Raw genomic sequence first — 13342 nt, forward strand, 5'->3', positions numbered from 1 at the left:
TCAATTCGCACGCTTTTATTTCACACACTCCCCAGTTTTCCAGGAAGCGCGCGATGAAACAGCAAGGCTTCACCCTGATCGAACTGATGGTCGTGCTGGTGATCATCGGCATCGCCAGCGCCGCCATCAGCCTCACGATCAAACCCGACCCACTGCACCTGCTGCGCAAAGACGCCGAGCGCCTGAGCCAACTGCTGCAAGTCGCCCAGGCCGAAGCCCACGCCGACGGCCGCCCCATCACCTGGCGGGCCGATGCCAAGGGCTTTCGCTTCAATCGTCAAAGGGATGATGGGACAGGTATCGAGACGTTTAAAAACGACGACCAACTGCGCCCACGGCTATGGGAAAGCACGCCAATGCAAATCAACATCGAACCCCGGCAAACCCTGGTGCTGAATGCCGAATGGATCAACCCACCGCTGCGGGTGGTGCTGTCCGATGGGCAACACAGCCTCAGCCTGCAACGCGACGCCGCCGGCTTGATGCGCGTGGTGAACCAGCCATGAACAACGCCCAGCAAGGCTTCACCCTGATCGAAGTGATGGTGGCGATCATGCTGATGGCGTTGGTCAGCGTGATCGCCTGGCGCGGCCTCGACAGCGTGACCCGCGCTGATCAGCATTTGCAGGCGAGCACCGAGCAAACAGAGGTGCTGCTGAGAGCGTTGAATCAGATGCAGCGGGATATCAGCTTGCGGGCCAGTGTTGAACTCGCCGTCCCCAGCGCGCCGGAAGATGGGGCGGCTAAAACAGAGGGGCTGGCTGCGGTGACGGTGCGCAGTTCCGACAGCAAGGGCTTTCGCCTGGACGTGATCCGCAGCGCCCCGGTGGCAGGTGACGGGCTGCAACGGGTTCGCTGGTGGCTCAAAGGCGACTCGTTGTATCGGGCAGCGGCGCCCGCGCGGGACCGCTATCCGCTGCCGGCAGCGAAGGATGGCGTGGTGGTGTTGACCGGCGTGAGCGATTTGCAGGTGCGGGTGTGGGAGGCGGATAAGGGATGGCGGCAGTTGAGTGGTAATCGCCGCGAGGACCCGCTGGGGCTGGAAATCAGCCTGGTGCGGCAGACGCCGCTAGGCGTGGAAAAATATCGCCAGGTGGTGGGGCCGTTGAGGTCGTTGAACTAACTCAACAACACCACTCCACCCGGCAATTCCGTACATTTGGCCCCATACGCATCGCGAATCAACAACGCCACCCCTGCCAACTGCTGCAAGCTGAACCGCGCCTGCACCCGGCGTTGGCCGAGTTCTCTGTTCAGCAACACCAGCATCCCCGGTCGATAGCGGTTGATCTCATCCACCACCGTCGCCAGCGTGGCGTTGTTGAACACCAGGACCTGTTCACGCCAGGCAACCACCGCCTGGGTGTCTACCGTGGTCACTTCGCTGACCCCGACGTTGCCATAGGTCAGTTGCCGGCCACCGTCCAGGCGCACGCTGCGCCCGGCGATGTCCACCATGAGCGAGCCCTCGATACAGGTCACGCACACGTTGTGGTCGGTGTTGCGCACATTGAAGCGGGCCTGCGCCGCACTGACCCAGCCTTCGCCGGCCTGGACCTTGAGCGGCTGCGCAATGTGGGCGAGCACCTCGACTTCACCCTCAAGCAATTCAATGCCCTGCCCCACTCGGCTGATGCGCGTCTGGGTATTGAGTTCCAGGCTTATTCCTTCGCTCAACATCACCTGGCGCTGCTCGCCGACTTCGGTGCGGTAGTCCGCCGTGAGTCCGGCGAAACCGCCCGGTACGCCGGCACGGACCATCACCACGGCCGCCGAGGCAGCAATCGCACCGCCCAGGAAGGCACGACGGCCAAAGCTGCGCGGTTGCGACACCTGTTCAAGGGCCGGGGCCAAGTCGCGCCATAACGCCTTGGCCTGTTCGAACGCTTGGGCATGTTCCGTGCTCTGCGCGCACCAGGCCTGCAGGGCCTTGGCGTCGGCCACGGTGGCGCGGCCCGAGGTCAGCAGGAGCAGCCAGTCGCGGGCTTCATCGTGCAGGGGGCTGGCGGCGGATTGCCGGGCAGTGGAGAGGCTAAAAATATTCAAGCGCGCACGTACTCACGGATTTATCAGGGACTCGACACTAAGACGGTTTTCCGGCCCCGGGACCGAACCGCTGAATCACTTTTCTTTCCAGGCGCTTGGCACAGTGGCCCAGGGCTGCCTTGATTTCCTTCTCGACCATGCGCGTGGAGATGCCGAAACGCTGGGAAATTTCCAGGTGCGGGGCTTCTTCCAGTCGCGCGGCGATGAGGATCTTGCGGCGGCGTGCCGGCAGTTCGTAGAGGGCCTTGACCAAGGATTGGATTTCTTTCTGGCCACCCACCACCCGCGACGGGTCCTGGGCTTCGTCGGCGCTTTGCAACAGTTCCTCCACTTCGCTGCCGGTGAGCAGACGCGCGTCGGCCTGGCGGCGGTCGGCGGCGATGTTCAAGGCCATGCGGTACAGGTAGGCGTTGGGTTGTTGCAGGTTCGGCGGCACGTCCATGCGGTCGACCCGCAGGTAGGTTTCGTGCAGCACGTCGTTGGCCAGGTCCTCCGAGCCCAGGCGCTTGCGCAAACGCACCTTGAAGTCTTCGTAGGAGGCCAGGAACAAGCTGACCATCGGACTGTGCCCGGTATTTTTCATCCGCCCCAGGTTCCTTTCGCTACTGTGCATTCCATGCGCGTTCCTGTTGTGTCGGGCATCAAAAGTAAAGTCACCGGTTGGCGCATTGAGCTCGGCGCCGGGCGTTCGACCCGGGCCGCACTCAGGCTGCGCACCAGTGCTTCATCGCGTTGTTCATCGCCGGTGGAACTGACCAGCCGACTGTGTTCAATCACCCCGTCCGGGTTGACCCATACCTGCACCAGCGCGCGAAAACTACCGGGCCGGGTCAGCGGCGAACGGCACAGGCTGGTTTCTATGGCGTGTTGCAACGCCGTCGCGTAGCTGTTGTTGATCCGCGCGACGCTGCGTGCAGCCGCACCCTGGGTGGGCGGCGGCTGGCTGACCTGCGGTGTCTGCAAGGTAAACGCATCGTTGCGTGCATAACGTGCCATCAGGCCACTCCCTGTCAGCAACATCGCCAGTGCCTCTTGCGCCGTAAAGCGCCCGCGCACCCCAATCGAGCGCCGGCCCCGCGTCAACTCGCGGTCCACCAGCACCGCCATCCCGGTGGCGCGGCTGTAGGCTTGCAGTGCGTGCTCCAGGTCCTGCGCCGGCAGGTCCAACGACAGCAGGGGTGACGCTGCCAGTGCCGTACGACCACCGGCCAGCAGCAACAGCAAGACCAGGGCGCACATGACGCGCCTCCAGACTCCCTGTTCACCCCCTGCTCTGCATCGCTGCACGGCCGACGCGCCCTAGAAAACCGTCATCCTGAGGCCAGTTTATGAACCTGATGTTACGGTGATAGCAAAAAAAACATCACAGTGACGTAAGGCCTGCTGCACTAGACTTGCTAGCCATAACGGCCCACCTCCCGGGCCTGCCAGGAGGCCCTGAATGAACGTGTTACCGTCCCTTGTCAGCCTGTTGCTGTGCGTCGCCCTGCCCTTGAGTGCCCATGCCGACAATTGCGCAGAGGTCACGGTGGATGGGTATAAGGCGCCCGACTACGGTTGTTTGAGCCAGCAGATGGGCAATGACACGAATGCGGCACAGGCGGCGAAGAAGAACCAGGAGGCACAGAACATTTCCGTCGAAAAGCGGCAGCCCAATAAAGTGGGTCTAGCCACTCCGGCGGTGACCAGTGTGCGTATGGGCAACACGTTTGGTACGTCGGTGAAGCCGCAGCGGCCTTGAGCCGTTAGAAATTGTCTGAGTACACATGTGACAAATGTGGGAGCGGGCTTGCTCGCGAATGTGGTGGATCAGTCAAATCATCAGTGACTGACACTCTGCATTCGCGAGCAAGTCGAAGCGTCGAACCGCCGCTCCCACAGTTTGGACTTGCAGCGTATCTCAAGCCGCGTGGCTTTCCTTTTTCAAGCTGTCCATATCAATCACAAACCGGTACTTCACATCGCCCTTGAGCATCCGCTCATACGCCTCGTTGATGCCTTGGATATCGATCATTTCCACGTCCGAGACAATCCCGTGCTTAGCGCAGAAGTCCAGCATGTCCTGGGTCTCCTGGATACCACCGATCAACGAACCGGCCAGGCTGCGGCGCTTGAAGATCAGGTTGAACACGGTGGGCGACGGGTGCGGGCTGTCGGGTGCACCGACCAGGGTCATGGTGCCGTCGCGCTTGAGCAGGTTGAGGAAGGCGTCTAGGTCGTGCGGTGCGGCGACGGTGTTGAGGATGAAATCCAGGCTGTTGGCGACCTTGGCCATTTCGTCCGGGTTTTTCGATACCACCACTTGGTCTGCGCCCAGGCGCAGGCCGTCTTCGCGTTTGTTGGGTGAGGTGGTGAACAGCGTGACGTGCGCGCCCATGGCGTGGGCGATCTTCACCGCCATATGGCCCAGGCCACCGAGACCGACTACACCGACCTTCTTGCCGGGGCCAACCTTCCAGTGGTGCAGCGGCGAATAGGTGGTGATGCCCGCGCACAGCAGCGGCGCGACGGCGGCCAGGTTGGAAGCGTCGTGGGAGATGCGCAGCACGAACTTCTCCTTGACCACGATGCTGTCGGAGTAGCCGCCAAAGGTGTTTTCGCCGCCGAATACCGGGCCGTTGTAGGTGCCGGTAAAGCCGCTCTCGCAGTACTGCTCCTCGCCCTCGGCACAGGACGCACAGTGCTGGCAGCTGTCGACCATGCAGCCGACACCCGCCAAATCACCGACGTTGAACTGGCTGACATTGGCGCCTACTGCCGTGACGCGGCCGACGATTTCATGGCCGGGTACGGAGGGGTACAGGGTGTTATTCCATTCGTTGCGCGCGGTGTGCAGGTCGGAGTGGCAGACCCCGCAATAGAGAATGTCGATCTGTACATCATCCGCCCCCGGCGAGCGGCGCTCGAAGGTAAAGGGCTTGAGGGAATCCTTGGCGTTCTGGGCGGCGTAGCTGTAAGTCTTGGCCATTTCGTTCACCTGTGTGATCGGATGCTGGAAGTCAGATGACCCGCATAGACGCTGAATCGTTCAACCGAGCACGTCCATACAATCCGCGTTACTGCGCGGCCCCTAAGCTCCTGACTTTCTCAAGACGCTGGAGAGTGGGCATGTGTAAAAAAGTGAGGACGGTATCGCTGGCTGTCACGTTGCTGGCCGGGGCCATGATGGGCAGTGCCTTTGCGGCAACACCCGCGGTAGCGGTGGCCCCGCAATATGACACCAGCCACGTCTATGTGGCGCCGGCCGATGTCGACCGTTTTGCCCAGAGTTTCCTGGCCACCTTCGGCGGCAAAAGCACGGCCCAGGTGGTGGTGAACGTGCTGCCGGTGCCGAGCAGCACCACCTCGCAATTGCTGCAGACCCCGGCGGGCACGGTGTCGTTGTTTGGCTTCACCACGCCGATCCCGCACCCGTTCGGCCAGGAGCGCAACGGTTACCTGGTCAAGGACATGGACGCAGCGCTCAAGGCCGCCCGGGAAAACGGTGCGGCGGTGATCGTCAGCGACTTCCCCGACCCGATCGGGCGTGACGCCGTGGTGCAGTGGCCAGGCGGCGTGAATATGCAGCTCTATTGGCACACCAAGACCCCGGATTACGCCGCGTTCCAGACCGTGCCGGAAAACCGCGTGTACCTCAGCGCCGACCGTGCCGACAGCTTTATCAAGTCGTTCCTGGGCTTCTCCCACGGCAAAGTCCTGGCCGATGACAGGCACGCACCGGGCGTGGATATCGGTCAAGCCAGCGGCACTTATCGCCGCGTCGACATCGAGTCGCCGTTCGGCCGCATGGCGGTGCTGGTCACCAACGGTCAACTGCCCTACCCGTTCGGCCATGAAACCACCGGCTATCAGGTGGCTGACCTGGCGGCGACCCTGGGCAAGGCCACTGGCTCCGGCGCCACAGTGCTGGTGCCTGCCTTTGACAGCAAAGGCCGTCGCAGCGCTTTGGTCGAGTTCCCGGGCGGCTATGTCGCGGAGATTCACCAACTCAACGCGGCAAAATGAAGCGTCGCACAGGCTGGGGCCTGGCCGTGCTGTGGCCGCTGCTCGCCGGCGGCGTCCACGCCGACGAGCAAGCGACACGCCCGACCATCAAGGCCAACCGCTGGCAGGAAGACTGGTCGGTACTGCAAAACCCGGCGCTGCGCACGCAGCCGTTGGACAATTTGAAGTACATCCCATTGTCAGCTGCCAACCCGTTCACCTACTTGTCCCTGGGCGCCACGTTGCGCGAGCGCTTCGAGATGAACGATGCCAGTGGTTTTGGCGTGCGCGATGTGAAGCGTGATCGCTACCTGATCCAACGCTTCCAGGTGCATGCCGACCTGCACCTGAACGAAAACTGGCGGGTGTTCACCCAGCTTGAAGACGTGCGCGCGTATGACAAGACGACGATCGGCGGCGCCGACCAGAACCGCGTCGACCTGCGCCTGGCCTTTGCCGAATACGTCAATGCCTTCAGCAGCGGCACGCTGAAAGCACGTGTCGGGCGCCAGGATTTCGCTTTCGACTTGCAGCGCTTCATCTCATCGCGGGATGGCCCGAACGTGCGGCAATCCTTCGATGCGCTGTGGGCGGACTGGGAGACGTCGAACTGGCGCTTTATCGGAATTGCCAGCCAGCCGGTGCAGTATCAGGACGGGCGCCACTTCGACGACAAATCCAATAGTGACGCACGCTTCCACATGGTGCGGGTCGAGCGGCTGGTGGGCGGTAAAAACGAACTGTCGGCCTACTACGGCGTGTATGAACGCAGCGCGGCGCACTACCTTGACGCGGACGGCGACGAAACCCGCCACCTGTTCGACGCCCGCCTGGGCGGCGCGGCCATGGGCTTTGACTGGGACATCGAAGCGATGCTGCAAAGTGGCTCGGTGGGCAACAAGGATATCCGCGCCTGGGCCGGTGGCAGTCGCACGGGCTACACCTTTGACAGCCTGGCCTGGAAGCCGCGCCTCGGCCTGCAATTGGACATTGCCTCGGGCGACCGCAAGACCGGGGATGGCACTGTCGGCACATTCAACCCGCTGTTTCCCAACGGCTACTACTTTTCCCTCGCAGGCTACACGGGCTACAGCAACCTGATCCACTTCAAGCCGTCGATCACCGTCAAGCCGATCGACAAGCTCAGCGTGCAAACCGCCATCGGCCTGCTCTGGCGGCAAACCACCAGCGATGCGGTGTACACCCAGCCCAACCTGCCGGTGGCCGGCACCGCTGGCAGCGGTGATCGCTGGACCGGCGCCTACGCACAACTGCGCACTGACTATGTGTTCAACGCCAACCTCACCGGCGCCGTCGAAGCCGTGCACTACGACGTCGGCCAGACCCTGCGCGATGCGGGCGGTGATGACAGCAATTACCTGGGGGTCGAGCTCAAGTTCAGTTGGTAACACCAAGCAAGCACACCCGTACAAGCCCTCGAAACGCTTAAGGGCAATAGTGATCCTGAGTTTTCCAGCCTATTCACCAAGGAGTTTTCCATGAGCACATTCGTTGCCAAAGACGGTACCCAGATCTACTTCAAGGATTGGGGCAGCGGTAAGCCCGTGCTGTTCAGCCACGGCTGGCCACTGGATGCCGACATGTGGGAATACCAGATGGAATACCTGAGCAGCCGTGGTTTTCGCACCATCGCGTTTGACCGCCGTGGCTTCGGGCGCTCGGACCAGCCGTGGACGGGTAACGACTACAACACCTTCGCCGACGATATCGCGCAGTTGATCGAACACCTGGACCTCAAGGACGTGACCCTGGTGGGCTTCTCCATGGGCGGCGGCGACGTGGCGCGCTACATCGCCCGCCACGGCAGCGCCCGCGTCGCCGGCCTGGTACTGCTGGGTGCGGTGACGCCTCTGTTCGGCCAGAAACCGGATTACCCGCAGGGCGTGCCGACTGAAGTGTTCGATGGCATCAAGGCCGGGCTGCTGAAGGATCGCGCGCAATTCATCAGCGATTTCAACACGCCGTTCTTTGGTATCAACAAGGGCCAGACAGTCTCCGAAGGCGTGCTGACGCAGACCCTGCAGGTGGCAATGCTGGCGTCACTGAAATCGACCGTGGATTGCGTCACCGCCTTCTCCGAAACCGACTTCCGCCCGGACATGGCCAAGATTGACGTGCCGACCCTGGTCATCCACGGTGACGGCGACCAGATCGTACCGTTCGAAACCACCGGCAAAGCCGCCGCGGCTTCGATCAAAGGCGCCGAGCTGAAGGTCTACAAGGACGCACCACACGGTTTCGCCGTGACCCATGCCCAGGCCTTGAATGAAGACCTGCTGGCGTTCCTGAACCGCTGAAACACCTGAACCACCCTCTCCTTATTTCGGCCGGGCTTGCCCGGCCTTTTTTTGCTCAGGAGAAACGTTGGCTCACGACCAGACGCCCCGGCCCGGCGACCAACACGCTGCTGAAAATGATCAACAGCAGCCAGCCGAATTGCCCTTCCAGCAACGTCCACTCCGGGTGCACCACCAGCATGGCGATCAACAGCACCGCCAGGATCGGCAGGCACACCAGGCGCACCAGCACCCCGGCAATGATCAGCAGCGGGCACAGCACCTCGGCAAATATCGCCAGCAGCAGCGTGATGTGAGCGCCCAAGTGAAACGGGTCCTCGATCAGCTGCAGCTGTTCGCTGTAGTTCAACAGTTTCGGCAAACCGTGCACCCACAGCAGGAACAGCGCCCCGCTGCCCCGTAGAAACAACAACCCCAGGTCGTGTTGTTTTGATTCGTTCATACGTGCTCTCTGTTGGTCGAGACAAACGTCGATTGTGTCAACGGCGCCATCCGCCTGCTTGCAAGCCTGTGCTGACCTCACTCCCCCGTACCGGCAAATGCCGCGACAATTTCATCAATCACCACCCGCACTCGCGCGGTGTGGCGCAGATCGGCGTGGGTCACCAGCCACACGTCGTACGGCAACGGCCGCGTGCGCTCGGGCCACAGACGTACCAGCCCGTCACGTTCGCCGGTGTACACCGGGATTTCGCCGATGCCGATGCCCGCAGCAATAGAGCGGCGCACCAACAGGCTTGAACTCAGGGCCGCAACAATGCGCCCGCGCCCCAGCGGTTCGGAGACCAGGGTCAGGTCTTTCTGGCTTTGCAGGTAGGGCTGATAAACGACCAAGTCATGGCCTTCGAACAGGCTGCCCGGCTCCGGCACGCCGTGGCGGTCGATGTAGGCCTGCGAGGCAAACAGCCCCAGCGGCCAACGCGCGATGCGCCGGGCGATCAGGTCAGGATTGTCGGGGCGGGTGTTGCGCACAGCGATATCGGCTTCGCGCTTGGCCAGGCTGAGGATCTGGGTGGAGGCGTCCAGCTGCACGCGCACGTCGGGGTGTTTGTCGTGCAGGCAGGCGATGGCCGGAATCAGGAAGTCGATGGCCAGGGAGTCCGTGGTGCTGACCCGCACAGTGCCGGTCAGGCGGTCGTCCAGGCCTTGGATCTGGCGTTCCAGGTCGAGGGCCGAACGCTCCATTTTCTCCACTGAACGCAAGGCGGCCTCGCCCACGGCCGTCAGCGCATAGCCCTCGGACGTGCGCAGGAACAAGGTGGCGCTCAGGGACTTTTCCAGGGCGTTGACTCGTCGACCCACCGTGGCCTGATCCACGCCCAACACCCGTGCGGCGCCGCGCAGCGTTGATTCGCGGCAGACCGCCAGAAAGACCCGTGCATCATCCCAATTCATGCCTGCCCCTTATGATGCATATATGCATCGCTGCGCCGTGTATTCGCAGCATTATTGCATCAACAAACCTGGCTATGCTGGGCGCCAGAGAAAAATACCCAGGACCGCCATCATGCTCGACACTCACGCCCCACCCCGCAGCTCAGTCTGGCTCCCCATCTTCGCCGGCCTCTGCGCCAGCCTGGTCAGCATCGGCTTGGCGCGGTTTGCCTATACGCCTTTGATTCCAAGCCTGATCCAGGCCCAATGGTTTTCCGCCAATGACGTGGTCTACCTCGGCGCCGCCAACCTGGTGGGTTACCTGATTGGCGCGCTGATCGGCCGCCCCCTCGCCCAGCGCACCTCCAACAAGACCGCCCTGCGCATCATGATGGTGGCGGTGACCCTGGCGTTTTTCGCCTGTGGCTTTGCGCTGTCGGTGGTGTGGTTTTTCGCCTGGCGCTTGTTGTCGGGGATTGCCGGTGGCGCAATCATGGTGCTGGTAGCGGCAACCGTATTGCCCCATGTACCGGCGGCACGCCGTGGCTTGGCCAGCGGTGCGATCTTCCTGGGGATCGGCCTGGGCATTGCTGGCTCCGGCACTATCGTGCCGCCGCTGTTGAGCCTGGGTTTGCAGCAGACCTGGTTTGGCCTCGGCCTGTTGGCGCTGGTGTTGACGGTTGCGAGCTGGTTCGCCTGGCCCAGCGGTACGCTGCATGAGGCACCGGCACGAGCAGACACTTGCGCACCGACACCTTCTGGCGTGTACCTGTTGTTCGCCCAGTACGCTTTTATGGCGGCGGGCTTGGTGCCGGCGATGGTGTTCCTGGTGGATTACGTGGCCCGTGGCTTGGGTGACGGCGCCCATATCGGCGCGATGATCTGGGTAATGTACGGCCTGGGCGCGATTGTGGGGCCGGTGACTTACGGGTTCCTCGCCGATAAACTCGGGGCCCGCTTGAGTATTCGCGTGGTGCTGGTGGTGCAGGCGATTGCGGTCGGCCTGTTACCGTTTGCCGGTTCGTTTACCGCCCTGGCGGTGCTGGCAGTGATCCTCGGTTCATTCCCGCCGGGCATCGTGCCGCTGGCACTGGCGCGGGTGCATGAGTTGCTGCCCAACCATCACCAGCAACAAGTGGCATGGAGCCGCGCCACAGTGTCCTTCGCGACGTTCCAGGCGCTGTCCGGGTTTGCTTATTCGGCACTGTTCAACAGCAGTGGCGGGCAACATGCGCTGTTGTTCATGATCGCAGCCGGCGCCATCGTCGTTGCCCTGGCACTGGAACTGGGCATGTTCCTGCTGAACCGTCGGCCGCTCGACACGGTCCCAACCCATACGCTCATCGCTGCAGGTAATCTGAAATGACGCTTCCTCAAGAAATGACCCTGATCGAAATCACCACCCCTGGCGGGCCTGAAGTGCTGCAACCGCGCCGCGCCGAGGTTCCTGTCGCAGGCCCCGGCGAGATCCTGATCCGCGTGCATGCCGCCGGGGTCAACCGGCCTGACGCCCTGCAACGTGCCGGCAAGTACCCGATGAAACCCGGCTTCAGCCCGATCCCCGGGTTGGAAGTAGCCGGTGAAGTGGTGGCGCTGGGTGAAGGCGTGAACGCATACCAGGTGGGCGACAAGGTCTGCGCCTTGACCAATGGCGGTGGTTACGCACAGTTTTGCAGCGTGCCGGCCAGCCAGGCCCTGCCGATCCCTGAGGGCATGGACTGGATTCAAGCCGCCGCCGTGCCGGAAACGTTCTTCACCGTGTGGGCCAACCTGTTCGGCCTTGGCGATGCACACACCGGTCAGCGCGTGTTGATTCACGGCGGTACCAGCGGCATCGGCACAACCGCCTTGATGCTGTGCCGCGAGTTTGGCATCCAGGCGTTTGCCACCGCTGGCAGCGCCGACAAATGTGCCGCAATTGCCAAGCTGGGCGCTGAACCTATCAATTATCGCGAGCAGGATTTTGCCGAAGTCATTGCGCAGCAGACCGACAACCAGGGCGTCGATGTGATCCTCGACATCATGGGAGCCTCCTACCTCAACAACAACCTCAAGGCCTTGGCCATGGACGGTCACTTGGTGATGCTGGGCTTCCTCGGCGGCGCCAAGGCCAATGATGTCGATCTGCTGAGCATTCTCGGCAAACGCGCGGTGATTACCGGCTCACTCCTGCGAGCACGCAGCAAAGACGAAAAAGCCGCCATTGCCGAACAACTGCGCGAATACATTTGGCCGGTACTGGCCGCCGGGCGGTGCTTGCCGATCATCGACAAGGTGTACGCCTACACCGACGCCGCCCAGGCGCATGCGCGGATGGAGGGTGGGGACCATATTGGGAAGATTGTGTTGCGGGTGGAGTGACGCTGATCCAGGCCTTGTGAAGATCCAGTGTGGGAGCTGGCTTGCCTGCGATGCAGACACCTCGGTCATTCAGTTGAACCGAGGTGACGCTATCGCAGGCAAGCCAGCGCCCACATGGATCAGCGTCGCAGGGCTATTTGGCGTACACCGGGTAATCGATGTACCCCGCTTCCGTCCCGCCATACAACCCCTCGGCCTTCAACGGGTTCAACGGCCATCCGTTGAAAATCCGCTGCGGCAGGTCCGGGTTGGCAATGAATGGCCGCCCGAACGCAATCAAGTCCGCCAACCCCGCTTGTACCAGACCAGCGCCGCGTTCAGCGGTATAGCGACCGGCGTAGATGATGCGGCCACTGAAGGTTTCGCGCACCGCGCGGCGGAACGATTCCGGCAAGACTGGGGCGTTGTCCCAGTCGGCTTCAGCGATGGACACATAGGCGATGCCTGACTCTTCCAACACCTTGATCGCTTCGATATAGGTGCGATGCGGGTCTTCTTCTACCAGGCCGATGTACACGCGATCCTGATCAGTGCCACTGAACAAGGGCGAGAATCGCACACCCAGGCGCTCCGGCCCGACCACGGCACTCACGGCCTCAACGATTTCACGCAGAAAGCGCAGGCGATTGTGCAGTGACCCGCCGTACTCATCGTCACGCTGATTGGCATGGGCCGAGATGAACTGGTTGACCAAGTACCCATTCGCCGAATGGATTTCCACCCCGTCAAACCCGGCATCCAGTGCATTGCGTGCGGCCTGGGCGTAGTGCCCGACCAACTCTTCGATCTCAAGAGCGCTCAATGCACGCGGTACCGGCGGCTGCTTGAGCTCGCCCACGCCAGGACCGGTTTCGATAAAGGCCTTGGCCTGCTGCGCCTGGATCGCCGAGGGCGCGACGGGTGCGGCGCCGTCTGGCTGCAACGCGTTATGCGAGACCCGGCCAACGTGCCACAACTGGGCAAAGATCACCCCGCCTTCGGCGTGCACCGCGTCGGTGACTTTGCGCCAGCCGTCGATCTGCGCCGGGGTGTAAATGCCCGGCGTCCACGCATAACCCTGGCCACGCGGCTCGATCTGCGTGCCTTCGCTGACCATGAAACCAGCCGTGGCACGCTGGCGGTAATACTCGGCCATCAGGTCGGTCGCGATATCGCCAGGCTGAGCGCTGCGCTGGCGCGTCAACGGCGGCAGGACGATACGGTTGTTTAACGTGTGGTGACCCAGTTTTACCGGCGTACTCAGAACATTGTCAGTCATG

15 protein-coding genes are annotated in these 13342 nt (G+C 62.4%); 8 read left to right on the plus strand and 7 right to left on the minus strand.

Annotated features, from left to right (window positions below; genetic code table 11):
- Positions 1–53 precede the first annotated feature (53 nt).
- Both gspH and BFP95_RS21170 read left to right on the plus strand, forming a co-directional pair.
- Positions 54–506 (plus strand): type II secretion system minor pseudopilin GspH, encoded by a 453-nt coding sequence (gene gspH, locus BFP95_RS21165; RefSeq protein ID WP_049708808.1) that lies wholly within the window; start codon positions 54–56, stop codon positions 504–506.
- Positions 503–1123: a type II secretion system protein GspJ gene (locus tag BFP95_RS21170; protein WP_065876200.1), complete on the plus strand. Its 621-nt coding sequence runs from the start codon at positions 503–505 to the stop codon at positions 1121–1123. Before gspH ends, BFP95_RS21170 begins: the two co-directional genes overlap by 4 nt.
- Here the strand turns inward: BFP95_RS21170 and BFP95_RS21175 are convergent.
- From BFP95_RS21175 to BFP95_RS21185, 3 genes are read right to left on the minus strand one after another with little or no spacing between them, the layout of a single operon-like run.
- Entirely contained in the window at positions 1120–2046 is a 927-nt protein-coding gene (locus BFP95_RS21175; RefSeq protein WP_065910653.1) for a FecR family protein, read from the minus strand. The genes BFP95_RS21170 and BFP95_RS21175 overlap by 4 nt on opposite strands.
- Positions 2047–2083: 37 nt before the next feature.
- On the minus strand, positions 2084–2629 hold the full coding sequence (locus BFP95_RS21180) for an RNA polymerase sigma factor (RefSeq protein WP_065876202.1): 546 nt from the start codon (positions 2627–2629) through the stop codon (positions 2084–2086).
- Complete coding sequence (locus BFP95_RS21185; protein ID WP_175405991.1) at positions 2626–3285, minus strand: TonB family protein; 660 nt, start codon at positions 3283–3285, stop codon at positions 2626–2628. Before BFP95_RS21185 ends, BFP95_RS21180 begins: the two co-directional genes overlap by 4 nt.
- A 202-nt stretch (positions 3286–3487) precedes the next feature.
- Between BFP95_RS21185 and BFP95_RS21190 the strand changes: the two genes are divergently transcribed.
- Positions 3488–3787, plus strand: a complete 300-nt coding sequence (locus BFP95_RS21190) for a hypothetical protein (protein ID WP_065910654.1) — start codon at positions 3488–3490, stop codon at positions 3785–3787.
- A gap of 159 nt (positions 3788–3946) precedes the next feature.
- On the opposite strand, the gene BFP95_RS21195 is transcribed toward BFP95_RS21190, so the two are convergent.
- A complete protein-coding gene (locus tag BFP95_RS21195) occupies positions 3947–5014 on the minus strand; it encodes an NAD(P)-dependent alcohol dehydrogenase (RefSeq protein ID WP_065876204.1) in 1068 nt (355 codons plus the stop codon).
- Positions 5015–5154: 140 nt separating this feature from the next.
- On the opposite strand from BFP95_RS21195, the gene BFP95_RS21200 reads away from it, so the two are divergent.
- The 3 genes from BFP95_RS21200 to BFP95_RS21210 all read left to right on the plus strand — a co-directional run bounded on the left by BFP95_RS21200 (position 5155) and on the right by BFP95_RS21210 (position 8348).
- Entirely contained in the window at positions 5155–6051 is an 897-nt protein-coding gene (locus BFP95_RS21200) for a VOC family protein (RefSeq protein WP_065876205.1), read from the plus strand.
- On the plus strand, positions 6048–7439 hold the full coding sequence (locus tag BFP95_RS21205) for an alginate export family protein (RefSeq protein ID WP_065876206.1): 1392 nt from the start codon (positions 6048–6050) through the stop codon (positions 7437–7439). Before BFP95_RS21200 ends, BFP95_RS21205 begins: the two co-directional genes overlap by 4 nt.
- A gap of 90 nt (positions 7440–7529) precedes the next feature.
- Positions 7530–8348: an alpha/beta fold hydrolase gene (locus BFP95_RS21210; RefSeq protein WP_049708817.1), complete on the plus strand. Its 819-nt coding sequence runs from the start codon at positions 7530–7532 to the stop codon at positions 8346–8348.
- A 55-nt stretch (positions 8349–8403) separates the two neighbouring features.
- On the opposite strand, the gene BFP95_RS21215 is transcribed toward BFP95_RS21210, so the two are convergent.
- Together BFP95_RS21215 and BFP95_RS21220 are read right to left on the minus strand one after the other, a co-directional pair.
- Positions 8404–8790 carry a DoxX family protein gene (locus tag BFP95_RS21215; protein ID WP_065910655.1) on the minus strand — a complete coding sequence of 129 codons (387 nt, stop codon included), beginning with the start codon at positions 8788–8790 and terminating at the stop codon, positions 8404–8406.
- A 77-nt stretch (positions 8791–8867) separates the two neighbouring features.
- On the minus strand, positions 8868–9743 hold the full coding sequence (locus BFP95_RS21220; RefSeq protein ID WP_065876208.1) for a LysR family transcriptional regulator: 876 nt from the start codon (positions 9741–9743) through the stop codon (positions 8868–8870).
- A gap of 112 nt (positions 9744–9855) precedes the next feature.
- Between BFP95_RS21220 and BFP95_RS21225 the strand changes: the two genes are divergently transcribed.
- Both BFP95_RS21225 and BFP95_RS21230 read left to right on the plus strand, forming a co-directional pair.
- Positions 9856–11088, plus strand: coding sequence for a YbfB/YjiJ family MFS transporter (locus tag BFP95_RS21225; protein ID WP_065876209.1), 1233 nt, complete (start codon positions 9856–9858; stop codon positions 11086–11088).
- On the plus strand, positions 11085–12083 hold the full coding sequence (locus tag BFP95_RS21230; RefSeq protein ID WP_065876210.1) for an NAD(P)H-quinone oxidoreductase: 999 nt from the start codon (positions 11085–11087) through the stop codon (positions 12081–12083). The genes BFP95_RS21225 and BFP95_RS21230 overlap by 4 nt, the downstream gene beginning before the upstream one ends.
- Before the next feature lie 133 nt (positions 12084–12216).
- On the opposite strand, the gene BFP95_RS21235 is transcribed toward BFP95_RS21230, so the two are convergent.
- A complete protein-coding gene (locus tag BFP95_RS21235) occupies positions 12217–13341 on the minus strand; it encodes an alkene reductase (protein ID WP_065876211.1) in 1125 nt (374 codons plus the stop codon).
- Between the last annotated feature and the right edge of the window lies 1 nt (position 13342).

It is taken from the genome of Pseudomonas sp. 58 R 12 (assembly GCF_900005865.1).
Classification (GTDB): Bacteria; Pseudomonadota; Gammaproteobacteria; order Pseudomonadales; family Pseudomonadaceae; genus Aquipseudomonas; species Aquipseudomonas tritici.